The sequence below is a fragment of the Stutzerimonas stutzeri RCH2 genome (assembly GCF_000327065.1).
Taxonomy (GTDB): domain Bacteria; phylum Pseudomonadota; class Gammaproteobacteria; order Pseudomonadales; family Pseudomonadaceae; genus Stutzerimonas; species Stutzerimonas stutzeri_AE.
Genome location: NC_019936.1, coordinates 3,864,874 through 3,887,841, shown reverse-complemented (window position 1 = coordinate 3,887,841; position 22,968 = coordinate 3,864,874). Strand labels below are relative to the sequence as shown.

20 protein-coding genes are annotated in these 22,968 nt (G+C 61.8%); 12 read left to right on the top strand and 8 right to left on the bottom strand.

All coding sequences use genetic code 11. The annotated features are described in order from the left end of the window. Window positions 1–55 precede the first annotated feature (55 nt). The 11 genes from PSEST_RS18080 (at window position 56) to hemE (ending at window position 15,554) form a co-directional block, all read left to right on the top strand. Window positions 56–1,120 carry a pilus assembly protein PilM gene (locus PSEST_RS18080; protein ID WP_015278384.1) on the top strand — a complete coding sequence of 355 codons (1,065 nt, stop codon included), beginning with the start codon at window positions 56–58 and terminating at the stop codon, window positions 1,118–1,120. Then, a complete protein-coding gene (gene pilN, locus PSEST_RS18075) occupies window positions 1,120–1,692 on the top strand; it encodes a type 4a pilus biogenesis protein PilN (RefSeq protein ID WP_015278383.1) in 573 nt (190 codons plus the stop codon). Before PSEST_RS18080 ends, pilN begins: the two co-directional genes overlap by 1 nt. Further along, window positions 1,689–2,312 (top strand): type 4a pilus biogenesis protein PilO, encoded by a 624-nt coding sequence (pilO, locus tag PSEST_RS18070; RefSeq protein WP_015278382.1) that lies wholly within the window; start codon window positions 1,689–1,691, stop codon window positions 2,310–2,312. The genes pilN and pilO overlap by 4 nt, the downstream gene beginning before the upstream one ends. Beyond that, window positions 2,309–2,836 (top strand): type 4a pilus biogenesis lipoprotein PilP, encoded by a 528-nt coding sequence (pilP, locus tag PSEST_RS18065; protein ID WP_015278381.1) that lies wholly within the window; start codon window positions 2,309–2,311, stop codon window positions 2,834–2,836. The genes pilO and pilP overlap by 4 nt, the downstream gene beginning before the upstream one ends. Window positions 2,837–2,890: 54 nt before the next feature. Next, window positions 2,891–4,972 carry a type IV pilus secretin PilQ gene (gene pilQ, locus PSEST_RS18060; RefSeq protein WP_015278380.1) on the top strand — a complete coding sequence of 694 codons (2,082 nt, stop codon included), beginning with the start codon at window positions 2,891–2,893 and terminating at the stop codon, window positions 4,970–4,972. A 5-nt stretch (window positions 4,973–4,977) separates the two neighbouring features. Further along, on the top strand, window positions 4,978–5,523 hold the full coding sequence (gene aroK, locus PSEST_RS18055; RefSeq protein ID WP_041757088.1) for a shikimate kinase AroK: 546 nt from the start codon (window positions 4,978–4,980) through the stop codon (window positions 5,521–5,523). Window positions 5,524–5,546: 23 nt separating this feature from the next. Beyond that, complete coding sequence (gene aroB, locus PSEST_RS18050; RefSeq protein WP_015278378.1) at window positions 5,547–6,650, top strand: 3-dehydroquinate synthase; 1,104 nt, start codon at window positions 5,547–5,549, stop codon at window positions 6,648–6,650. Window positions 6,651–6,660: 10 nt separating this feature from the next. Continuing rightward, on the top strand, window positions 6,661–8,202 hold the full coding sequence (locus tag PSEST_RS18045; RefSeq protein ID WP_015278377.1) for an AAA family ATPase: 1,542 nt from the start codon (window positions 6,661–6,663) through the stop codon (window positions 8,200–8,202). A gap of 173 nt (window positions 8,203–8,375) precedes the next feature. Next, window positions 8,376–12,824, top strand: a complete 4,449-nt coding sequence (gltB, locus tag PSEST_RS18040; protein WP_015278376.1) for a glutamate synthase large subunit — start codon at window positions 8,376–8,378, stop codon at window positions 12,822–12,824. 107 nt (window positions 12,825–12,931) lie between these two features. Then, on the top strand, window positions 12,932–14,350 hold the full coding sequence (locus PSEST_RS18035) for an FAD-dependent oxidoreductase (protein ID WP_015278375.1): 1,419 nt from the start codon (window positions 12,932–12,934) through the stop codon (window positions 14,348–14,350). Between the two features lie 139 nt (window positions 14,351–14,489). Further along, on the top strand, window positions 14,490–15,554 hold the full coding sequence (gene hemE, locus PSEST_RS18030; RefSeq protein WP_015278374.1) for a uroporphyrinogen decarboxylase: 1,065 nt from the start codon (window positions 14,490–14,492) through the stop codon (window positions 15,552–15,554). A 57-nt stretch (window positions 15,555–15,611) separates the two neighbouring features. On the opposite strand, the gene PSEST_RS18025 is transcribed toward hemE, so the two are convergent. Next, complete coding sequence (locus PSEST_RS18025; protein ID WP_232422586.1) at window positions 15,612–16,817, bottom strand: MFS transporter; 1,206 nt, start codon at window positions 16,815–16,817, stop codon at window positions 15,612–15,614. Between the two features lie 253 nt (window positions 16,818–17,070). Here PSEST_RS18025 and PSEST_RS18020 point away from each other — a divergent pair, with 253 nt between their 5' ends. Further along, window positions 17,071–17,970, top strand: a complete 900-nt coding sequence (locus PSEST_RS18020) for a LysR family transcriptional regulator (protein ID WP_015278372.1) — start codon at window positions 17,071–17,073, stop codon at window positions 17,968–17,970. A 9-nt stretch (window positions 17,971–17,979) separates the two neighbouring features. Here the strand turns inward: PSEST_RS18020 and PSEST_RS18015 are convergent, their stop codons facing one another. The 7 genes from PSEST_RS18015 to PSEST_RS17985 form a co-directional block, all read right to left on the bottom strand. Next, complete coding sequence (locus tag PSEST_RS18015) at window positions 17,980–18,270, bottom strand: hypothetical protein (RefSeq protein ID WP_015278371.1); 291 nt, start codon at window positions 18,268–18,270, stop codon at window positions 17,980–17,982. Window positions 18,271–18,386: 116 nt separating this feature from the next. After that, entirely contained in the window at window positions 18,387–18,827 is a 441-nt protein-coding gene (locus tag PSEST_RS18010; protein ID WP_015278370.1) for a hypothetical protein, read from the bottom strand. A 32-nt stretch (window positions 18,828–18,859) separates the two neighbouring features. After that, window positions 18,860–20,092, bottom strand: a complete 1,233-nt coding sequence (locus PSEST_RS18005) for a beta-ketoacyl-ACP synthase (protein ID WP_015278369.1) — start codon at window positions 20,090–20,092, stop codon at window positions 18,860–18,862. Then, on the bottom strand, window positions 20,092–20,820 hold the full coding sequence (fabG, locus tag PSEST_RS18000) for a 3-oxoacyl-ACP reductase FabG (RefSeq protein WP_015278368.1): 729 nt from the start codon (window positions 20,818–20,820) through the stop codon (window positions 20,092–20,094). Before fabG ends, PSEST_RS18005 begins: the two co-directional genes overlap by 1 nt. Beyond that, complete coding sequence (locus PSEST_RS17995; RefSeq protein WP_015278367.1) at window positions 20,817–21,269, bottom strand: hotdog family protein; 453 nt, start codon at window positions 21,267–21,269, stop codon at window positions 20,817–20,819. The genes fabG and PSEST_RS17995 overlap by 4 nt, the downstream gene beginning before the upstream one ends. Next, window positions 21,266–22,459 carry a beta-ketoacyl-[acyl-carrier-protein] synthase family protein gene (locus PSEST_RS17990; RefSeq protein WP_015278366.1) on the bottom strand — a complete coding sequence of 398 codons (1,194 nt, stop codon included), beginning with the start codon at window positions 22,457–22,459 and terminating at the stop codon, window positions 21,266–21,268. The genes PSEST_RS17995 and PSEST_RS17990 overlap by 4 nt, the downstream gene beginning before the upstream one ends. Then, entirely contained in the window at window positions 22,456–22,962 is a 507-nt protein-coding gene (locus PSEST_RS17985; protein WP_015278365.1) for a DUF3261 domain-containing protein, read from the bottom strand. Before PSEST_RS17985 ends, PSEST_RS17990 begins: the two co-directional genes overlap by 4 nt. Window positions 22,963–22,968: the final 6 nt, after the last annotated feature.

Below are 22,968 nucleotides of genomic sequence, written 5' to 3'. Positions count from 1 at the left end.
AATGTGGATAAACATAATTAATCCGTAAGTTGCGGATAAAGATAGGAAATCGGTCGTGCTAGGGCTCTTCACTAAGAAAGCGAACACGCTGCTTGGGATCGATATCAGTTCGACCTCAGTCAAGCTCCTCGAATTAAGTCGATCGGGTAATCGGTATCGTGTCGAGGCCTATGCCGTCGAGCCGCTCCCGCCGAATGCCGTGGTCGAAAAGAACATCGCCGAACTTGAGGGTGTTGGTCAGGCTCTGCAACGCGTAGTTGCCAAGGCTAAGACAGGATGCAAGTCGGCCGTTGTGGCTGTTTCGGGTTCTGCGGTCATCACCAAGATGATCGAGATGGATGCTGGGCTGTCCGACGAAGAGCTGGAAAATCAGCTTAAGATTGAGGCCGACCAGTACATCCCATACCCGCTTGAAGAAGTCGCAATCGACTTCGAGGTTCAGGGCCCTGCTCCTCGTGCCCCGGGCAGGGTTGAGGTGCTTCTGGCTGCCTGTCGTAAAGAAAACGTCGAGATTCGAGAAGCTGCGCTAGCGCTGGCTGGGCTCACGGCGAAAGTGGTGGACGTCGAAGCCTATGCCCTGGAGCGGTCGTACGGCCTGCTCGCCTCTCAATTGGGCTCAGGGCATGGTGAGTTGACTGTGGCTGTTGTAGATATTGGCGCGACGATGACCACGCTCAGCGTTTTGCACAACGGTCGCACAATCTACACGCGCGAGCAGCTTTTCGGTGGGCGGCAGCTGACCGAGGAAATACAGAGACGCTACGGTTTGTCCCAGGAGGAGGCTGGCCTTGCCAAGAAGCAGGGTGGTCTTCCAGATGACTATGACAGCGAGGTGCTTCTTCCGTTCAAAGAGGCTGTCGTACAGCAGGTTTCCCGCTCATTGCAATTCTTCTTCGCTGCTGGGCAATTCCATGATGTCGATTGCATCCTGCTTGCAGGGGGGACCGCATCCATCCCCGGTCTAGATCACATGATTCAGCAGAAGATCGGTACCCACACTCTAGTGGCTAATCCCTTCGCCGATATGGCTTTGAGTAGCAAGGTCAACGCGGGGGCGCTGGCCAGTGATGCACCTGCATTGATGATCGCCTGTGGCTTGGCGCTGAGGAGCTTCGACTGATGGCGCAAATCAACTTACTCCCGTGGCGTGAACAGCTACGGGAAGAGCGAAAGCAGCGTTTTCTCGCATCTCTCGTCGGCGTGCTTGTTGTCGCGGCGGGATTAGTGTTCCTCGGTGACCGCTATTACCAAGGTGCTATAGAGAATCAAAACGCTCGAAATGAGTTCGTCAAAAAGGAAATTGCGGTTCTCGATGCGCGGATAAACGAGATCAAGGAGCTTAAAGAGCGCAGGCAACAGCTCTTGGAGCGCATGAAGATCATTCAGGACCTTCAAGGTAACCGGCCAATTATTGGGCGGGTATTTGATCAGCTTGTCAGAACGTTGCCTGACGGGGTTTATTTCACGTCGCTGAAGATGGCTGGCAGCAATATTGCAATCGTCGGCGCTGCTGAATCCAATAATCGCGTTTCAAATCTGATGCGAAACCTCGACGCTTCCGATTGGCTCCAGGCGCCCAACCTGAACGAAGTTAAAGCAGTCACCGCTGGTGCTGTGGATCAAGAGAATGTGTTCCAGCTGACGGTGCAGCAAACGCAGCCGGGTGTCTCTACGGAAGGAGCGAAACCATGAGTCTAGCTGATTCGCTGGATAGTCTTCGTAAAGTCGACTTTGCGGACCTTGACCTAAATAACCTCGGCTCTTGGCCAGGGCCGGTTAAATTTATTGCAGGAGCTTTTTTGCTCGCTGCAGTACTTGCCCTGGGTTACTACTTTCATCTGCAGGATATGCAGCTTCAGTTGGAGCAGCAGCGCGCTCAGGAAGTGTCGTTAAAGCAGCAGTTCTCTACTAAAGCATTCCAGGCGGCCAATCTGGAAGCTTACAAGGAACAGATGGCCGAGATGGAGACTTCGTTCGGAGCCTTGCTTCGGCAACTGCCAAGCGACACTGAAGTCCCGGGGTTGTTGGAGGACATTACTCGTACGGGCTTGGGGAGTGGGTTGGAGTTTGAAGAAATCAAGCTTCAGCCGGAAGTGGCGCAGCAGTTTTATATCGAATTACCAATAAACATCAAAGTCGTAGGTGGTTATCACGATTTAGCTACTTTTGTGAGCGGAGTTTCAAGTCTTCCTCGTATTGTTACGCTGCACGATTTCGAGATTATTCCGGAAAAGAATGAAACTACATCGAAGCTGCGGATGAGTATTGTTGCCAAGACTTATCGCTATAACGACAAGGGGCTGCAGAAATGAGGGGCGGGCTACTCACTGCGCTGGGTTTAAGCCTGGCACTGCTTTCGGGCTGCGGCGGCGGTACCGATTTCAACGACCTTCAGCAGTACATGGATGAGGTGAGGGCTAAGCCAAAGGGCACTATCGAACCGCTCCCCGCATTTATACCGTACGAGGCCTTTACCTATAGTGCGGCGGCCTTGCGTCATCCTTTTCAGCCGCCGGTAAAGCTCGATCTGGCTCAGCGACAAAGAGGATCAAAGGATATCCAGCCTGACGAGGCTCGAGTTAAGCAGTTCCTTGAAGGTTTCAATATCGAGAATTTCACCATGGTCGGTACGCTTACCAATGGAGGGGGACGGTACGCGCTTATCAAGGGTGGTGACGGGGTTCATCGCGTCAAGATTGGTGACTATCTGGGGCGCAATCACGGCCGGATAGTCGAGATCAGCGAAGCCGGGGTGGACGTAGTGGAAATCGTTCCTGATGGAGAGGGTGGGTGGCTTGAGCGCCCGCGCAGTCTGACTTTGAAAGAGCGCGCCTAGCGCGGGGCAAAAAGCATGGAAAACCTTTACCGGTCTGCACAACGGAAGCAATTTATGAACACTACCCTTTCACGTCTGGGCGTTTCTCTGCTGGCGGCGTTTATTTCGCCTGCACTGCTTGCAGCCAAGCTCAATGCCCTTGATGTCGCTGCACTGCCTGGTGATCGTGTTGAGTTGAAGCTCGCTTTTGACGAGCCTGTGGCGTCGCCGCGCGGCTACACACTGGATCAGCCTGCGCGCATTGCGCTAGATCTTCCCGGCGTTTCGAATAACCTGGGTGCCAAGAATCGCGAGCTAGGGGTTGGTAATGCACGAAGCGTGACGGTAGTCGAGGCTCAAGGACGCACGCGGCTCATTGTTAATCTGACGTCTCTTGTGCCTTACTCCACGCGAGTGGATGGCAATAACCTTTTTGTGGTTCTTGGCGAAAGCGCCGGGGCTGGCGGGGGTACAGCTGTGTCGCCGGCGACTGCGGCGCCCGTTGCGGTGTCCGCGCCTGTTAAGGTCGCGCCAGCCGGTAAGGCAATCGAGAACATCGACTTTCGCCGCGGTGACGACGGTGCCGGAAACGTCATTATCAGTCTTTCGGATCCGTCGATAAGTCCCACCATCGAAGAGCAGGGCGGCAAGATTCGCGTCATTTTCGACAAGACGCAGTTGCCCGAATCGTTGCGGGTTCGTCTCGACGTCCAGGATTTTGCAACCCCAGTACGGTTCGTTGACTCAACAGCTCAATCAGGCAAGGCTAGCATCGCTATCGAGCCGACTGGGCGGTACGACTATCTGGCGTATCAGACTGATAACAAGCTGACCATTAGTATCAAGCCTCTCACCGAAGATGAGGCAGATAAGCGCAAAGCAGATCGTTTTGCCTATTCGGGTGAAAAACTCTCGCTCAACTTTCAGGATATTGACGTCCGCTCCGTGTTGCAGCTGATCGCCGACTTCACTGATCTGAACCTGGTGGCGAGCGACACAGTCAGCGGCAATATCACTTTGCGTCTGCAGAACGTGCCATGGGATCAGGCGCTGGATCTGGTGCTGAAGACCAAGGGGCTGGATAAACGTCAGGTCGGAAACGTGCTGCTGGTGGCGCCTGCTGACGAAATCGCTGCGCGCGAGCGCCAGGAGCTGGAATCGCAACGCCAGATCGCTGAGCTCGCGCCGCTGCGTCGGGAAGTCGTTCAGGTTAATTACGCCAAGGCGGCCGATATTGCGCGGTTGTTCCAGTCGGTGACCAATACGCAAGGGCAGACCGACGAGCGCGGCTCTATGGCTGTTGATGATCGGACGAACAATATCATCGCCTATCAGACCCAGGAGCGGCTGGATGAGCTGCGGCGCATAGTGGCGCAGTTAGACATTCCAGTAAGGCAGGTAATGATTGAAGCTCGTATCGTTGAGGCTAACGTCGACTACGACAAGGCGCTTGGGGTACGGTGGGGCGGAACGCAGCTGTTCGCAAACGGGCGTGGTGCGGTTTACGGTAACGATGACCTCGGTGACGAGGGTGGAAACTCCGGTGACGAAAGCAGCGGTAATTTTCCTTTCGTCGACATGGGTGTGACCAATCGCACGGCTGGGATCGGTATCGGATACATAACCGATAATCTTATCCTTGATCTTGAGCTGTCCGCGATGGAAAAGTCGGGCAATGGGGAGGTTGTATCCCAGCCAAAGGTCATGACGGCCGACAAGGAAACAGCGAAAATCCTGAAAGGCTCGGAAATCCCATATCAGGAGGCAAGTTCCAGTGGTGCTACGTCGACTACGTTCGTAGAGGCGGCGCTTTCGCTAGAGGTTACCCCTCAGATCACTCCCGACAACCGAATCATCATGGAGGTGAAGGTCACCAAGGATGAGCCCGATTTTGCCAACGATGTGAACGGCACTCCTACGATTCGTAAGAACGAGGTGAACGCCAAGATCCTGGTCAATGATGGCGAGACGGTGGTGATTGGCGGGGTTTTCTCTAACACCCAGAGTCGTTCCGTTGACAAGGTTCCTTTCCTTGGCGATCTGCCTTATCTTGGCCGCCTGTTCCGGAGAGACATTGTGGCTGACTCGAAATCCGAGCTGCTGATCTTCCTCACTCCCAAGATTCTCAATCATCAGGCTGTCGCTGTGAGTCGTTGACGTCGTTGAAGAACATCATTCTCATAGGCCCGATGGGTGCTGGAAAAAGCACCATCGGGCGTTTGCTTGCCAAAGAGCTGCGTCTGCCGTTCAAGGACTCCGACAAGGAGATCGAGCAGCGGACCGGGGCCAGCATCCCGCTGATATTTGATGTCGAAGGGGAGGCAGGCTTCCGTGAGCGTGAGCGAGCGGCTATTGCAGAACTTTGTCAGCTTGAGGGTGTGGTGCTTGCCACGGGTGGTGGTGCGGTGTTGCGGGACGAGAATCGGCAGGCGCTTCGTGCGGGCGGTCGGGTCATATATCTCTGTACGTCGGTTGATCAGCAACTCGAGCGTACCTCGCGCGATCGCAATCGGCCGTTGTTGCAAGCTGACGATCCTCGCAGCGTGCTGACTGCTTTGATGGCCGTTCGCGATCCTTTATATCGATCCATTGCGGACATCATCATCGAGACCGACGAGCGCCCGCCGAGGCTTGTGGTTATGGAAATTCTCGATCGGCTTGCGTCACTACCGCCCCGTGAAAGCCAGGATGAAACTGCGCTATCCTAGCCCCCTTTATTCTTGGGGGCCCCATGCACACTCTTCAGGTCGATCTCGGCGAGCGTAGCTATCCCATCCATATTGGCGAAAGGTTGCTGGATCGCCCGGAGCTATTCAGCGACAAGATTCGCGGTCGGCAGGTCGCCATTGTCACTAATGAGACGGTTGCGCCGCTGTATCTCGACCGTTTGACTCGCACTCTTTCCAATCACGCTGTCACTCCAGTGATTCTCCCTGACGGAGAAGAGCACAAGAACTGGCAGACCCTCCAGCTCATCTTCGACGCTCTGCTCGGGGCGAGGCATGACCGCAACACCACGATCATTGCGCTGGGTGGTGGCGTGGTCGGCGACATGGCTGGTTACGCGGCGGCCAGCTATCAACGTGGCGTCGACTTCATTCAAGTGCCCACTACGTTGTTATCGCAGGTGGACTCTTCGGTCGGTGGTAAGACCGGCATCAACCATCCGCTGGGCAAGAACATGATCGGTGCGTTCTACCAGCCCCGTGCGGTTGTTATCGATACAACCACGCTGGCGACGCTGCCTGCGCGCGAGTTGTCGGCAGGGCTGGCCGAAGTGATCAAGTACGGATTGATCTGCGACGAGCCGTTTCTTGGCTGGCTCGAAACCAATATCGACCTGATTCGAGCGCTTGATTCCGCGGCGCTGACTGAGGCTATCCAGCGTTCCTGTGCCGCCAAAGCGAAGGTGGTCAATGCCGATGAGCGCGAATCCGGGGTGCGAGCCATCCTGAACCTGGGTCACACTTTTGGTCACGCGATCGAAACTCACATGGGCTATGGCGTATGGCTGCATGGTGAGGCCGTCGCGGCGGGAACCGTGATGGCATTGGAGATGTCATGTCAGCTTGGCTGGATAGGAGAGGCAGAACGCGATCGCGCTATCCGGTTACTGCAGCGCGCGGCGCTGCCCGTCGTTCCGCCGGCGCAAATGCGGCCGCAGGACTTCCTCGAGCACATGGCCGTCGACAAGAAGGTGCTGGATGGCCGGCTGCGTCTTGTTCTGCTGCGACAACTCGGCGAGGCGGTTGTGACCGGTGACTTCCCGCGCGATGTGCTAGAGACGACCTTGAATGCCAATTACGGCGCAATGACGGAACCTTTGGGAGCATAAGAAGATTTCCATGACCAGTTTGTCTGCGGACGACGCGTTTCTGAATCACTATGGCTTCAGCCATGATCCCTTCGCTGCTCGTGTTCCGGGCTTCAAGTTCTTCCCTGCGCAGCGCAAACCGGTGCTTGGGCAGCTTCATCATCTTGCTCGGTATAGCCAGTTACTGCTGCTGGTAACCGGGCCGGAAGGCAGTGGCAAAACCCTGCTGCGTCAGGCCTTGGTGGCCAGCAGCAACAAGCAGTCGGTGCAGAGCGTGGTCATCACGCCTCAAGGCACTATGGATGCCAGCGCGTTGCTCTCGCAGATCGCCCAGGCGTTGAGCAGTCCAGCCGCCGACTTCGACGGCATCATGACGCAAGTGACGCAGCTGGCCCTGACTGGCCAGGAAGTCTATCTGCTGGTCGATGACGCCGAGTGTCTGACCGGGGCCGCAGTTGAGACCCTGTTGCGCCTGGCTGCTGGCAGTCCCGAGGCGCGCCCGCACGTATTCCTGTTCGGTGAGCCAGCGCTTGCTGGGCGTCTGGAGGCCTTGAGCGAGGGGGAAGAGCGTTATCACGCCATCGCTTTGCAACCCTATGAAGAAGACGAGACGCGGGAATACCTTGCGCTGCGGCTCGAGGGTGCTGGCAGCGGAATCGAGTGCCTGAATGAGGAGCAGATCGTCCGCGTCCATGAGCAGTCGGGTGGCTGGCCTGGCGCAATCAATCAGATGGCGCGAGACGAGTTGCTTGCTGCAATGCAGAGTCGCCGTGGCAGCCGCAAGACGGGCGGAATTGCCTTTCCGCTGCCTAGACGACACCTGCTGGCAGCTGTCGCGGTGATTGTGGTTGTTGCGGTTGGCTATCTCGCGCTGCGTGGCGGCGACACTCAGGCACCGCTTCCGCCGGCAGTTACCAGTCTGCCCCTCGATAGCTCGTCGGCTGATGGCGCTGCGGGCCAGGATCGACAGACGGCAATCGAGTTCGATGGCGAGGAGCGTCCGCTGTCGTTGCCGTTAGGTGGCGATGCGCAGCCCGTGATCCGTGAGCCGCTCGCGGCGGCCGCCGGGGGTGAGGACGACCGCGAAGCTTCCGTTCGTGGGGCGACTGCACCGATGATGCCTGCACCTGCACCTGCACCTGCACCTGCACCTGCACCGGTCGAGCGTGCTCAGCCGGTTCCTGCACCGCCCGTCGCCGCTCCGACTCCTGCGCTCGCGGCGCCGGTGCGGCCGAATGTCGCGGAGCGCCCCCCGGCGCCAGCCGCCGCACCGGCCAGCTCAGGTCATGGCGCGTGGTATGCGAGCCAGCCGGGAAGCAACTATCTGGTTCAGATCTTGGGTACGCGCGTCGAGAAGAATGCCCAGGCGCTTGTTCAGCAGCATGGTGGTAGCTACCGCTATTTTGCCAAGCAACATGAAGGCAAGCCGCTCTACGTCGTTACCTACGGCAATTTTGCCAATCGAGCGGCTGCCGTCGCGGCGGTCAAGTCGCTGCCCGCTTCGCTGCAGGCTGGCAAGCCATGGGTGCGGAGTCTTGCAAGTGTTCAGCAGGAAATGACGCAGTCTCGATAAAAAACGCCCCAAAAAAGTGCGCAATGCACCTTTTTGGGGCTTGCAAAAATAAATTGTGCCGATCTAGCGGGCTTTGTAAACTGCTCCCCCTTTTGCCCACGTGAATGACGGGGTGAGTCGCTGCGCCGTCAATAAGGGGTTGATTTACAACGCATTTAGCTGGTGGAGTGCCTATGAGAGCAGGTCTGTTTCGTCCTGAAGAGTTCAAGGATAACTGCGGCTTCGGTCTGATTGCCCACATGCAGGGCGAGGCAAGCCATCACCTTCTAAAGACTGCCATTCAGTCCCTGACCTGCATGACTCACCGTGGCGGCATCAACGCCGATGGCAAAACCGGTGACGGCTGCGGTTTGCTGATGCAGAAGCCGGATGCCTTCCTGCGCGCCAAAGCGCTTGAGCATTTTGGCACCGAGCTGCCGGCGCAGTACGCCGTCGGGATGATTTTCCTCGATCCTGACGCCAGCAAGGCTGATCGTGCTCGGGCTCGTCTGAGCGAAGAAATCGCCGCACAGGGCTTGGCCCTTGTTGGCTGGCGCGAAGTGCCGGTCGATACCAGCGTGCTGGGCCAGCTTGCGCTCGAGCGGTTGCCACGGATCGAGCAGGTATTCGTTTCCGGTGAAGGCCTGGAAGAGCGAGAGTTCGGCATCAAGCTGTTCTTCGCCCGCCGCCGTGCCGAAGTCGCACTGGCCGACGACAGCGCCTTTTACGTCTGCAGCCTCTCCGACAAAGACATCATCTACAAAGGCCTGATGATGCCGGCCGACCTGGCCCAGTTTTACCCGGATCTGGGTGACGAGCGCCTCGCGACTGCTATCTGCGTGTTTCACCAGCGTTTCTCCACCAACACCATGCCGCAGTGGCGGCTGGCTCAGCCGTTCCGCTTTCTTGCCCACAACGGCGAAATCAACACCATCACCGGTAACCGCAACTGGGCCCAGGCGCGTCGCCTGAAATTCGCCAACGAGTTGCTGCCCGACCTCGAGAGCCTGTCGCCGCTGATCAACCGCACCGGCTCCGACTCCTCGAGCATGGACAACATGCTTGAACTCTTGGTCACCGGCGGAATGGATCTGTTCCGCGGTCTGCGCATGATCATTCCGCCGGCCTGGCAAAACGTCGAAACCATGGACCCCGATCTTCGGGCGTTCTACGAGTTCAACTCCATGCACATGGAGCCTTGGGATGGCCCGGCTGGCGTGGTGTTGACCGATGGCCGCCATGCGGTCTGCCTGCTCGATCGCAACGGCCTGCGTCCGGCACGTTGGGTGACCACCAAGAATGGCTATATCACCCTCGCGTCCGAAGTTGGCGTCTGGGACTACAAACCCGAGGACGTTCTCGCCAAGGGCCGCGTCGGCCCAGGCCAGATCCTTGCCGTCGATACCCTCACTGGCAAGGTGCTGCACACCGACGACATCGACAATCATTTGAAGGCGCAGCAGCCCTATAAGAAGTGGCTGCGCCAGAACGCGTTGCGCATCCAGTCGACCCTGGATGACAACGACCACGGTTCGGCCTTCTACGATGCCGACCAGCTCAAGCAGTACATGAAGATGTACCAGGTTACCTTCGAGGAGCGTGACCAGGTGCTGCGCCCGCTGGCCGAGCAGGGCCAGGAAGCGGTCGGCTCGATGGGCGACGATACGCCCATGGCGGTGCTGTCGCGCCGCGTGCGTTCGCCCTACGACTACTTCCGTCAGCAGTTCGCGCAGGTTACCAACCCGCCGATCGACCCGCTGCGCGAAGCCATCGTGATGTCGCTGGAAACCTGTCTGGGTGCCGAGCGCAATGTCTTCGAGGAAACCGCCGAGCACGCCAACCGGGCGATCCTGACCACTCCGGTGATCTCGCCAGCGAAGTGGCGCACGATCATGAACCTGGAGCGCCCGGGCTTCGAGCGCCTGGTCATCGACCTGAACTACGACGAGAGCATCGGTCTCGAAGCGGCGATTCGCAATATTGCCGATCAGGCCGAGGAAGCCGTACGCGGCGGCAAGGTCCTGCTGGTACTCAGTGACCGTCATATCGGCCCGGGCAAGCTGCCGGTGCATGCTTCGCTGGCCGTGGGCGCAGTTCACCACCGTCTGGTCGACACCGGCCTGCGCTGCAGCTGCAACATCCTGGTGGAAACCGCCACCGCACGCGACCCGCATCATTTCGCGGTCTTGATCGGCTTTGGTGCCACGGCGGTGTACCCGTTCCTTGCCTACGAGGTGCTGGGTGACCTGATCCGCACCGGCGAAGTGCTGGGCGATCTCTACGAAGTGTTCAAGCACTATCGCAAGGGCATCTCCAAGGGGCTGATGAAAATCATCTCCAAGATGGGCATCTCGACCATCGCGTCCTACCGTGGCGCGCAACTGTTCGAGGCCGTTGGTCTGTCCGATGAGATCGTCGAGCTCAGCTTCCGTGGCGTCGCCAGCCGTATCAAGGGGGCTCGCTTCGAGGATCTCGAGGCCGAACAGAAGGCGCTCGCCGCCGAGGCCTGGAGCAGCCGCAAGCCGATCCAGCAGGGTGGCCTGTTGAAGTTCGTCTACGGCGGTGAGTACCACGCCTACAACCCCGATGTGGTCAGCGCACTGCAGATGGCGGTGCAGAGCGGCGATTACAGCCGCTTCAAGGAGTACACCGCGCTGGTCGACCAGCGCCCGGTGGCGATGCTGCGCGACCTGCTCAAGGTCAAGCTGGCCGATCAGCCACTGGCGCTGGAAGAGGTCGAGCCGCTGGATGCGATCCTCAAGCGTTTCGACTCCGCTGGTATCTCGCTCGGCGCCTTGTCGCCGGAGGCCCACGAAGCGATCGCCGCGGCGATGAATCGCATCGGTGCGCGTTCGAACTCCGGTGAGGGTGGCGAAGATCCGGCCCGCTACGGCACCGAGCGCAGCTCGAAGATCAAGCAGGTCGCGACCGGTCGTTTCGGTGTCACGCCGGAATACCTGGTCAACGCCGAAGTGCTGCAGATCAAGGTCGCCCAGGGCGCCAAGCCCGGTGAAGGCGGCCAGCTGCCCGGTGGCAAGGTCAACGGTCTGATCGCGCGGCTGCGTTACGCCGTGCCGGGGGTGACGCTGATCTCCCCGCCGCCACACCATGACATCTACTCCATCGAGGATCTGGCGCAGCTGATCTTCGACCTCAAGCAGGTCAACCCGCAGGCGCTGGTGTCGGTCAAGCTGGTGGCCGAGCCGGGCGTCGGCACCATCGCCGCCGGCGTGGCCAAGGCCTATGCCGACCTGATTACCATTTCCGGCTACGACGGCGGTACCGGCGCTTCGCCGTTGACCTCGATCCGCTACGCCGGTTCGCCGTGGGAGCTCGGTCTCGCCGAAACCCACCAGACCCTGCGCGGCAATGACCTGCGTGGCAAGGTCCGGGTGCAGACCGATGGTGGTTTGAAGACCGGTCTGGATGTGATCAAGGCTGCGATCCTTGGCGCCGAAAGCTTCGGCTTCGGTACTGCGCCGATGATCGCGCTGGGCTGCAAGTACCTGCGCATCTGCCACCTGAACAACTGTGCCACCGGCGTCGCCACCCAGAACGAGCAGCTGCGCAAGGATCACTTCATCGGCACCGTCGACATGGTGGTCAACTTCTTCCAGTTCGTTGCCGAAGAAACCCGCGAGTGGCTGGCCAAGCTGGGCGTGCGCAGCCTCGGCGAGCTGATCGGTCGGACCGACCTGCTCGAGCTGCTGCCAGGTGAAACGGCGAAGCAGAACAGTCTGGATCTTTCGCCGCTACTTGGTGGCAGCAATATCCCGGCCGACAAGCCGCAGTTCTGCCAGGTGGAAAAGAACCCGCCGTTCGACCAAGGGCTGCTGGCCGAAGAAATGGTCAAGTTGGCCAAGGCCGCCATCGATACCAAGAGCGGTGGCGAGTTCGAGCTGGAGATCTGCAACTGTGACCGTTCCATCGGTGCCCGTGTGTCCGGCGAGATCGCTCGTCAACATGGCAACCAAGGCATGGCTGGCGCGCCGATCACCTTCCGCTTCAAGGGAACGGCTGGCCAGAGCTTCGGCGTCTGGAACGCCGGCGGCCTCAACCTGTATCTGGAAGGCGACGCCAACGATTACGTCGGCAAAGGCATGACCGGCGGCAAGCTGGTCGTCACGCCGCCGCAGGGCGCGGCCTACCGCTCGCAGGATTCGGCGATCATCGGTAACACCTGTCTATATGGCGCCACTGGCGGCAAACTGTTCGCCGCCGGCACCGCAGGTGAGCGGTTTGCGGTGCGCAACTCCGGCGCCCATGCGGTCGTCGAGGGCACGGGCGATCATTGCTGCGAGTACATGACTGGCGGCTTTGTCTGCGTGCTGGGCAAGACCGGGCACAACTTTGGCTCGGGCATGACCGGTGGTTTCGCCTATGTGCTGGACATGGACAACAGTTTCGTCGATCGGGTGAACAACGAGCTGGTCAACCTGCAGCGCATCACCGGTGAGGCAATGGAAGCCTATCGCAGCCATCTGCAGGATGTGCTGCGCGAATATGTTGCTGAAACCGCGAGTGAGTGGGGGGCTGAACTGCTGGATAATCTCGACGACTACCTGCGTCGGTTCTGGCTGGTCAAGCCCAAGGCGGCCAACCTGGCCTCGCTGCTGTCGAGCACCCGGGCCAACCCGCAATAACAAGAAGCCGCTTCAGGCGGCGGCCCCAGCCCTGGCGGGGCCGCCGCTTACCCTGATTGTCTTGCGGCCGTATGTATTGCCTACGGCTGCTGTTGAGAGGTTTTGAAATGACTGAACGTCTGAATAACGACTTCCAGTTCATCGAGGTCGGGCGCAAGGATCCGAAGAAGAAGCTGCTGCGCCAGCGCAAGAAGGAGTTCGTCGAGATTTACGAACCCTTCAAGCCGCAGCAGGCGTGCGAACAGGCTCATCGCTGCCTGGGTTGCGGTAACCCCTATTGCGAGTGGAAGTGCCCGGTCCACAACTACATTCCCAACTGGCTCAAGCTGGTTTCCGAGGGCAACATCCTCGCCGCTGCCGAGCTGGCGCACCAGACCAACACCCTGCCGGAAGTCTGCGGTCGCGTCTGCCCGCAGGACCGTCTCTGCGAGGGCGCCTGCACGCTGAATGACGGCTTTGGCGCAGTGACCATTGGCTCTGTTGAGAAGTACATCGCCGATACCGCCTTCGCGATGGGCTGGCGGCCGGACATGTCCAAGGTCAAGCCGACCGGCAAGAAGGTCGCGATCATCGGTGCTGGCCCGGCGGGCCTGGGTTGTGCCGATATCCTCGTGCGCAACGGCGTAACCCCGGTGGTGTTCGACAAGAACCCCGAGATCGGCGGCCTGCTGACTTTCGGCATCCCCGAATTCAAACTGGAAAAGACTGTACTCAGCCGTCGTCGCGAAATCTTCGGCGGCATGGGCATCGAGTTCCGTCTGAACACCGAAGTGGGCAAGGACATCGCGATCGATCAGCTGCTGGCCGATTACGACGCCGTTTTCATGGGCATGGGCACCTATACCTACATGAAGGGTGGCTTCCCGGGTGAGGACCTGCCGGGCGTCTACGACGCGCTGGATTTCCTCATCGCCAACGTCAACCGCAACCTTGGCTTCGAGAAGTCCGCCGAAGACTTCATCGACATGAAGGGCAAGAAGGTCGTGGTACTCGGCGGCGGTGATACCGCGATGGACTGCAACCGCACCTCCATCCGCCAGGGTGCCAAGAGCGTGACCTGCGCCTACCGTCGTGATGCGGCGAACATGCCGGGCTCACGTCGTGAAGTGAAGAATGCTAAGGAGGAGGGCGTGAAGTTCCTCTTCAACCGCCAGCCCATCGCCATCGTCGGCGAAGGCAAAGTGGAAGGTGTGAAGGTGGTCGAGACGCGTCTCGGCGCCCCGGATGCCCGCGGTCGCCGCAGCCCCGAGCCGATTCCGGGTTCCGAGCAGGTGCTGCCGGCCGATGCCGTGGTCATCGCCTTCGGTTTCCGTCCGAGCCCGGCGCCCTGGTTCGAAGCTCAGGGCATTCAGATCGATAACCAGGGTCGCGTTGTTGCACCCGAGCAGGGTAAGTTCAAGCACCAGACCAGCAACCCGAAGATCTTCGCTGGCGGCGACATGGTCCGCGGTTCCGATCTTGTGGTGACGGCGATCTTCGAGGGGCGCCAGGCTGCCGAAGGCATCATGGACTATCTCGGCGTTTGATCCGATGCTGCCGGGTGTCGACAGGCACCCGGCGCGGCCTGATTTGAATCAAGCCCAGAGCTAAATGGCACGGCGCTCGCCGTGCCTTTTTTTTTCCGCTTTGCGACAATGCACGGCACTTTTACGCTGGAACCCTACCATGACTGCCCTGAAGAACGACCGTTTCCTTCGTGCCCTGCTCAAGCAGCCTGTCGACGTCACCCCGGTGTGGATGATGCGCCAAGCCGGCCGCTACCTGCCCGAATACCGGGCCAGCCGCGCCAAGGCCGGTGACTTCATGAGCCTGTGCATGAACCCCGAACTCGCCTGCGAGGTCACCCTGCAGCCGCTGGACCGCTACCCGCTGGATGCGGCGATCCTGTTCTCCGACATCCTTACCGTGCCGGACGCCATGGGCCTGGGTTTGTACTTCGAGACCGGCGAAGGGCCGCGCTTCAAAAAGGTGGTGAGTAGCGTTGCGGACATCGAGGCGCTGCCAATTCCCGATCCTGAGAAGGATCTGGGCTATGTAATGGATGCGGTGCGTACCATCCGCCGCGAACTCAATGGCCGCGTGCCGCTGATCGGTTTCTCCGGCAGCCCCTGGACCCTGGCGACCTACATGGTCGAGGGCGGCTCGTCGAAGGATTTCCGCAAGTCCAAGGCGATGCTCTACGAGAACCCGCAGGCGATGCACGCACTGCTGGACAAGCTGGCGCAGTCGGTCACCAGCTACCTCAACGGCCAGATTCTCGCCGGCGCCCAGGCGGTGCAGATCTTCGATTCCTGGGGTGGCAGCCTGTCGGCGGCGGCCTATCAGGAGTTCTCCCTGGCCTACATGCGCAAGATCGTCGACGGTCTGATTCGTGAGCATGACGGCCGCCGCGTGCCGGTCATCATGTTCACCAAGGGTGGTGGCCTCTGGCTGGAATCGATGGCCGACTCGGGCGTCGAGGCGCTGGGCCTGGACTGGACCTGTGATATCGGCGAGGCGCGTCGCCGTGTCGGTGACAAGGTGGCGCTGCAGGGCAACATGGACCCAAGTGTGCTCTATGCCAAGCCTGACGCCATCCGCGCCGAGGTGGGGCGCATCCTGGCCAGCTTCGGTCATGGCAATGGCCACGTGTTCAACCTGGGCCACGGCATCACGCCGGAAGTCGATCCAGCCCATGCCGGCGCCTTTATCGAGTCGGTGCACGAACTGTCGGCGCGATACCACGGCTGACTGTTCACCCGCTGGATGCAAACGCCCCGCAGCAGCGGGGCGTTTTGCGTTAGGGGCTCAGTGCACCGTCTGCGGCTCCGGCAACGGACGAAGACGCGCCAAGTGCAGCGCCACGGCGAAGGCGATCAGTAGCAGCGAGGCGATGAACAGGCCGACGCCATCCCAGCCGGCGGCATGCCAGAACACACCGCCCAGCGTTCCGGCGATGCTGGACCCCAGGTAGTAGCTGAACAGATAGAGCGAAGAGGCCTGGCCGCGCGCCTGCCGGGCTCGGCGGCCAATCCAGCTGCTGGCGACCGAATGGGCGCCGAAGAAGCCGAAGGTGAACAGCAGCATGCCCAGCAGAACCAGCGGCAGCCGGTCGAACAGGGTCAGGCCTACGCCTGCCAGCATCAGGGCGATCACCAGCCAGAATACCCGGCGCCGGCCGAAGCGGTCGGCCAGTGCGCCAACCTGAGCCGAGCTGTAGATGCCGGACAGATAGAGCACTGCCAGCAGGCCGATCATGGTCTGGCTAAGGTGGAACGGCTCGGCGATCAGCCGATAGCCGATGTAGTTGTACAGCGTGACGAAGCTGCCCATCAGCAGGAAGCCCTGCAGGAACAGCCAGGGCAGTCCGGCATCGCGGAAGTGCAGGCTGTAGCCTTGCAACAGTCCCTGCAGGCGCAGCGGCCGCGGGCGGAAGTGCCGCGATTCCGGAAGAAAGCGCCAGAGCAGCAGCGCTGCCAGCAGCGCCAGACCACCCATCAGCCCCAGCACGCTGTGCCAGGACAGATAGTCCACCAGCACCCCGCTGAGCAGCCGTCCGCTCATGCCGCCGATGGCATTGCCGCCGATATACAGCCCCATCGCCAGGCCCAGGTGGTGTGGATGGATTTCCTCGCTCAGGTAGGTCATGGCGACGGCCGCCACCCCGCTGAGTGCCAAACCGACCAGTGCGCGCATCAGCAGCACGCCGTGCCAGCTGGGCGCCAGCGCACTGCCGACGGTGAACACGGCGGCGGCGAGCAGGGAGACGACCAGTACCTGCTTGCGGCCGATAGCATCGGAGATCGGCCCGGTGATCAGCAATCCGACAGCCAGGGTCAGCGTCGAGAGCGATAGGATCAGGCTGCTCTGAGCTGCGTTGATGCCGAACGCCTGCGACAGCATGGGCATCATCGGCTGTACGCAGTAGAGCAGGGCGAAGGTGGCGAAGCCGCCGGCGAACAGGGCCAGGGCGGTGCGCGCGAAGCGCGGCGTGCCTTTCTCGGTATGGCTGATGGGCGCGCAAGGCGCGGGTGTCGCTGCTGGCGCGTCGCTGGCGCTCTGGGTACTGCTCACGATGATGACCTCTATCCGTTTCGCTTTTTTCCGGCCAAAAGCGGCCCGTTACGCCTGTGATCGCATTTTTTGATCGGAGGCGCGGATGTGCTGTTGTTTGGCTTTATGGGCGAAAGGATAGGAAGCTTTGTTTAAGCTTTCCAATATATTATTCGACCTGAATGATATGTTTTTCGACTCATAAGGAGGCTTGATGGAGCTGCGTCATCTGCGCTACTTCGTGGCGGTCGCCGAGGAGCTTCACTTCGGCCGCGCCGCCGAGCAGCTGCGCATCTCTCAGCCGCCGTTGAGCCAGCAGATCCAGGCGTTGGAACAGGAACTAGGCGTGCGGCTGTTCGATCGGACCAACCGGCGGGTGGCGCTGACCGACGCGGGGCGGCTGTTTCTCGAGGAAACCCGGCGCACGCTCGCGCAGGTCGACAAGTCGGTGGACGTGGCGCGGCGCGCCGAGCAGGGCGAGATTGGCGAGCTCAAGGTGGGGTTCACCTCATCGGCACCGTTCACCTCGATTCTGCCGCGGGCGATCCTGGCCTTCCGCCGCACCTTTCCAGCGGTGCATCTGGATTTGCAGGAGATGACCAGCAAGCAGGTGGTCGATGCCGTGCAGGACGAGACGCTGCAGGTCGGCATGATTCGCCCCTTTGCGTTGCCGGCTGGCCTGCAGACGGTTGAGCTGTTCAGCGAGCCCCTGGTCGCGCTGATGCATGCGGGACACCGGCTGGCGGATGCCGGGGACGAAGGACTGACATTGGCCGATCTGGCCGACGAGCCCTTCGTGTTCTTCCCGCGCAGCTACGGTACGGGCCTGTACGACCAGCTGCTCAGCCTGGCGCGTCGCGCGGGTTTCAATCCACGCATCGCCCAGGAAGCGAACGAGGCGCTGACCATCATCGGCCTGGTCGCCGCCGGGCTCGGGGTTTCGGTGCTGCCGGCGTCGTTCCAGCGCATCCGCATCGACGGTGTGCGCTTTCGCACCCTGCTGGACAAGGATGCGACCACCGCCGTCTGGCTGGTCAAGCGCCGGCAGGAGCAGTCACCGCTGGCACAGGCCTTCATGGAGCTGGTGACGAGCGAGGCGTCGGCGCAGCGCTGATGCTCACGCTCAGGGCTGCTTGTAGTGGCCGGGTGTATCGCCTTTCTCGTGCTTGTGCACGCGGGTGACGCGGATGTCGGTGATGCCCATGACTTCGGCCTGCTCCAGCAGCTGCGCCTCGTCGGCACCGGCCTTCGGCATCACCAGGCTGTTCTCGGCGTCGGCGTTGTGCAGCTGGATCAGATGACGCGCCGCTTCGCCCTGGGACAGGCTGTCGACATCGGCGTCGTAGGTCTCGGCGCGCGGGTCGTTCTGGTAGATGTAGTTGATTTCGAAGGTGTGCGAGGACTTGCCGAACATGAGGCGCTCCTGTCGAGGTGACTGATGTTCAGTGGACTCGGAGGCCCCGGCAAACGTTCCAGCAGGCGGTCGCCGCGTGGAGCCGATGCCTTGCCCAGCGCATCGGCAGGGGACGCTTACTTGACGTTGGCCAGATCGCCTTTGATCGCGACGCCAGCCATGATGGCACCGGCATGGCATTCGTACTTGGCGCTGTCCTTGTACTCGACATGCTTGTAGTTGCTGGCGATGTTCACCACCGCATTGGCGCCGGCGGCCTTGGCGGCTTGCTGCATGGCGATCAGTGCCGATTGCAGGGCCCAGCTGCAGGCGCCTTCGTCGGTCTTGTTGAAAGCGTTGGTCTTCTTGCTGGTGCTCACGCCGCTGCGCACGACCTTGGCATTGCCCGGCGTCTTGCCGGCCAGGTAGAACTTGACGCTGCCATCCAGGCGGCCGGCCTGGGTGGCTTCAGCCACCACGGCGTCGAAGGGTAGGTAGTGGGTGGTGTCACGGGCCTGGCTGATGCCGGGTAGCATCAGAAGCGCCAGCGCTGCGCCTATCCATGCGGTTGTTTTCATCGGCTTTTTCCTTGCGGTTGGTGGGTGAAGCGCTAGGCCCAGCGACGGAAGATCAGCGAGGTGTTGATCCCGCCAAAGGCGAAATTGTTGTTCATCACGTACTCGTGCTGCATGGCACGCGGCGCATCCCGCAGGTAGTCGAGATCGCCACAGCGCCGGTCGACCTCGTCCAGGTTGAGCGTGTGGATATAGCGGTCGCGGTTCATCATCTCGATGCTGAACCAGGATTCCAGGGCACCGCACGCGCCCAGGGTGTGGCCGAGAAAGGATTTCTGCGAGCTGATCGGCATGCCGCTGCCGAACAATGCCTGGGTCGCCTGGGTTTCGGCGATGTCGCCCTGCTCGGTGGCGGTGCCATGACCGTTGACGTAGCCGATGGCCGCCGGTGCGAGGCCGGCATCTTCCAGGGCCAGCTCCATGGCCCGGCGCATGGTCAGCTGCTCGGGCTTGGTCGCGTGCTGGCCGTCGGCATTGCTGCCGAAGCCGACCAGCTCGGCATGAATCGTCGCGCCGCGCGCCAGTGCGTGTTCCAGCTCCTCGAGCACCAGCATGCCGGCGCCTTCGCCGATCACCAGGCCATCACGTCCGCTGTCGTAGGGGCGCGGCGAGGTATGCGGTGCGTCGTTCTTCAGGCTGGTGGCGTAGAGCGCATCGAAGACCATGGCCTCGGTGGCGCACAGCTCCTCCGCACCGCCGGCCAGCATCAGTGGCAGGCGGCCGAACTTGATCGCCTCGTAGGCGTAGCCGATGCCCTGGCTGCCGCTGGTACAGGCGCTGGAGGTGGGGATCACCCGGCCAGTGAGGCCGAAGAAGATGCTGACATTGGCCGCCGTGGTGTGCGGCATCATGCGGATGTAGGAGTTGGCGTTCAGCCCGTCGGCCACTGAATTCAGCAGCATGTTGCCGAAGGCCTTGATCTCCTCGGTACTGCCGGTGGAGGAACCGCAGGCGACACCCATGCGACCATCGCGGATCGAAGCATCGTCTAGCAGGCCGGCATCGGCCAGTGCCCGCTCGGCAGCCCGCACCGACAGCCGCGACACGCGGCCCATGCTGCGCAGCTGTTTGCGCGTCCAGTGCGTCGGCACGGCGAAATCATCCACAGGACCCGCCAGGCGGGTGTTCAGCTCGGTGAAGCGATCCCATTCATGCATACGGCGAATACCGCTGCGGTTGGCGCTGAAATTGGCCTCGATGCTTGCCCAGTCGCTGCCCAGCGAGGTAATGCCGGCCATGCCGGTGACGACTACACGTCTGCCGCTCATCAGCACAGCCCTCCGTTGACGGCGATGACCTGCCGGGTGATGTACGCCGCCTCGGCGGACATGAGGAAATTAACCGCACCGGCGACCTCTTCCGGCGTGCCCATGCGCTGTGCCGGAACCATCTTCAGCATTTCTTCGATAGGCAGTTCGGCGTCGAGCATCTCGGTATCGATCAACCCCGGCGCAACGCAGTTGACGGTGATTCTGCGCTTGCCCAGCTCCACCGCCAGCGCTTTCGCGGCGCCGATGACGCCGGCCTTGGACGCGCTGTAGTTGACCTGGCCGCGGTTGCCGATCAGGCCGGATACGGAGGTGATGCAGACGATTCGCCCCGGCTGGCGACGGCGAATCATCGGCATGGTCAGGGGGTGCAGCACGTTATAGAAGCCGTCCAGGTTGGTGCGCAGCACCTGGTCCCAGTCGTCGTCGCTCAGCGCCGGGAAGGCACCGTCGCGGGTCAGACCAGCGTTGCAGACCACGCCGTAATAGGCGCCATGGGTTTCGACATCGGCTTCCAACTCGTGACGGCAGGCGACACGGTCGGCGATGTCGAACTGCAGGATGCGTGCGCTGCGACCCATCCCCTGTATTTCGGCCTGGACCGCTTCGGCCTGGTCGCGGCGTGAGCGGCAGTGCAGCACGATGTCATGGCCGGCACGGGCCAGGCGCAGCGCGATGGCGCGGCCAATGCCGCGGCTGGAGCCGGTGACGAGGACGGTTTCACTCATGGGGCAGACTCTTGTAGGTAGCTCGCCACTTCGGGCGGGCGGAACACGTTCAGACGCGCTTCGGCATGGATGCCGGGGCCGTCGAGATGACATTCGAAGACGCCCATGCCGTTGTCGTCCTGCAGCGACCGGGTGGCACGGACGCGTAGCCGGGCGCCGACCGGGAAGGTTTCGACATTGCACTGGTAGTTGCGCGTACCGAGCAGGAAGCCGAGGGCGACCGGCTCGCCGGCCTGGCGTGCATGGCAGCCGGCGAAGGCGGCGACGCTCTGCGCCATGATCTCGACACCGACCCAGGCCGGCAGGCTGCCGTCGGCCGCGCTGAGCAGGCCGTCGGCGCGTACCAGCAGGTGAGTGTCCACGCAGTCTTCATCGAAGCGCTCGACAGCGTCGAGCAGAATCATGTCGCCGGCATGGGGTAGCAGTTCGGCGAGGGGCCAATCGATCACGGCGCGTCTCCCAGGATCAGGCTGATATTGTTGCCACCGAAGGCGAAGGAGTTGCTCATCAGCCGTCGCGGCGCGGCTCTATCCATCCGCAGCTCGGCCGTGACCAGGCGCAGCGGCGGCAGGTCCGGGTCCGGCTGGCCGTCCCAGCGGTGCGGTGGCAGCTGCCGGTCGGCGTTGAAGCGCGACAGCGCCAGCCAGCAGAATGCCGCCTCCAGCGCGCCGGCGGCGCCGAGGGTATGGCCGGTCAGCGGCTTGCTCGAAGAACAGGCGACACCCTGAGGAAACAGCGTGGCGACGGCCAGGCTTTCCATGGCGTCGTTGTGCGCGGTGGCGGTGCCGTGCAGGTTGAGGTAATCGATCTCTTCCGGTGTGCAGCCGGCAGTGGCCAGCGCCTGGCGCATGGCGGCCAGCGCGCCGCGACCTTGTGGTTCGGGGGCGGAGATATGGTAGGCATCGGAGCTCGCGCCGCCGCCAAGCAGGGCGATGGCGCCCTCACCGGGCTCGCGGGTCATCAGAAACAGCGCCGCCGCCTCCCCGATGTTGATGCCGTTGCGGTTGCGCGAGAAGGGATTGCACAGCGACTCGCTGGTGGCCTCCAGCGCGGTGAAGCCTTGCAAGGTCAGGTCGCTCAGGCTGTCGACACCGCCGCAGAGCACCGCATCGCAAATGCCGGCGTCGAGCAGACGTTTGGCGCTGAGCAGGGCGCGGGCGCTGGAAGTGCAGGCGGTGGAGATGGCATAGCAGGGGCCGGCCAGTTGCAGCCATTCGCCGAGAAAACTCGCCGGCGCCGCCAGTTCCTGGTGCCCGTAGTGATAGCCGGGTGGAAAGGCGCCGTTTTGCAGCAGGCCGGCGATACCTTGCGCGGCTTCCTGGATGCCGGTGGTACTGGTGCCCAGGACCACGCCGATACGACTCTGGCCGTAACGGGCGATTGCCGTACGGATATCCCTTTCGATTTCCTGCGCGGCAGCCAGCAACAGCTGGTTGTTGCGGGTCGCATGACGTGGATCGTCGCCGGGCAATGCCGGCAGTGCGCAGCGGACCGCGCCCACCGGCAAGCGTCGACCGGCCACCGGCTGCGGATGGGGCTGCATGCCGGAGGTGTCGCCGGCGAACAGGCGTCCGGCTACCTCGGCCTTGCCGCTGCCGAGCGCGCAGATCACGCCAAGGGCGTCGAGGTAGGCGGTCATCGTTGGCTTCCGGTCGAGTCGGGCAAGGGGGCGACACGATAGGTCAGCCCCGGCGCCACGTCGAGTTCGAAGCTCTGTGCGGATCCATAGTGCACCTGCCAGCGCAGGCCGTCGCCCTGGCGCAGCCGGCGCTCGCCCGCGCCGGGCTGTTCGGCCGCGGTGCCATACAGCTCGGCCAGCTGGTCGCGGTCGGTCAGGGCGAACAGCAGGGCGGCGAACAGCTCGCGCGCCTCCGGATTGGGTCGCAGCAGCCCGTCGGCGTGCCAGGCGCCGTTGTGCAACTGCTGGCGCGCCAGCGGAATGCCCAGCGGGTCGAGCAGCGACCAGCGCAGCGACGTCCCTTCGCGCTGGATCACCAGCAGCCAGTCGGCTGGCTCGCTGCCCCGGCGCTGCACATGCAGCTGCAGCGGAACATCCAGCGCTAGCGTGGTTACCGGCAGCGGTGCGCGCGCCGCGCAGCCCGCCAGCAGCACGAAGCACAGGCCGAGCAGCAGTCGCCTCATTGCAAT

Excerpts from the sequence above, each read along its gene's own strand:
- pilN (WP_015278383.1), top strand. The coding sequence starts at position 1,120 with ATGGCGCAAATCAACTTACTCCCGTGGCGTGAACAGCTACGGGAAGAG.
- pilO (WP_015278382.1), top strand. The coding sequence starts at position 1,689 with ATGAGTCTAGCTGATTCGCTGGATAGTCTTCGTAAAGTCGACTTTGCG.
- pilP (WP_015278381.1), top strand. The coding sequence starts at position 2,309 with ATGAGGGGCGGGCTACTCACTGCGCTGGGTTTAAGCCTGGCACTGCTT.
- pilQ (WP_015278380.1), top strand. The coding sequence starts at position 2,891 with ATGAACACTACCCTTTCACGTCTGGGCGTTTCTCTGCTGGCGGCGTTT.
- aroB (WP_015278378.1), top strand. The coding sequence starts at position 5,547 with ATGCACACTCTTCAGGTCGATCTCGGCGAGCGTAGCTATCCCATCCAT.
- PSEST_RS18045 (WP_015278377.1), top strand. The coding sequence starts at position 6,661 with ATGACCAGTTTGTCTGCGGACGACGCGTTTCTGAATCACTATGGCTTC.
- gltB (WP_015278376.1), top strand. The coding sequence starts at position 8,376 with ATGAGAGCAGGTCTGTTTCGTCCTGAAGAGTTCAAGGATAACTGCGGC.
- PSEST_RS18035 (WP_015278375.1), top strand. The coding sequence starts at position 12,932 with ATGACTGAACGTCTGAATAACGACTTCCAGTTCATCGAGGTCGGGCGC.
- hemE (WP_015278374.1), top strand. The coding sequence starts at position 14,490 with ATGACTGCCCTGAAGAACGACCGTTTCCTTCGTGCCCTGCTCAAGCAG.
- PSEST_RS18020 (WP_015278372.1), top strand. The coding sequence starts at position 17,071 with ATGGAGCTGCGTCATCTGCGCTACTTCGTGGCGGTCGCCGAGGAGCTT.
- PSEST_RS18015 (WP_015278371.1), bottom strand. The coding sequence starts at position 18,270 with ATGTTCGGCAAGTCCTCGCACACCTTCGAAATCAACTACATCTACCAG.
- PSEST_RS18010 (WP_015278370.1), bottom strand. The coding sequence starts at position 18,827 with ATGAAAACAACCGCATGGATAGGCGCAGCGCTGGCGCTTCTGATGCTA.
- PSEST_RS18005 (WP_015278369.1), bottom strand. The coding sequence starts at position 20,092 with ATGAGCGGCAGACGTGTAGTCGTCACCGGCATGGCCGGCATTACCTCG.
- fabG (WP_015278368.1), bottom strand. The coding sequence starts at position 20,820 with ATGAGTGAAACCGTCCTCGTCACCGGCTCCAGCCGCGGCATTGGCCGC.
- PSEST_RS17990 (WP_015278366.1), bottom strand. The coding sequence starts at position 22,459 with ATGACCGCCTACCTCGACGCCCTTGGCGTGATCTGCGCGCTCGGCAGC.
- PSEST_RS17985 (WP_015278365.1), bottom strand. The coding sequence starts at position 22,962 with ATGAGGCGACTGCTGCTCGGCCTGTGCTTCGTGCTGCTGGCGGGCTGC.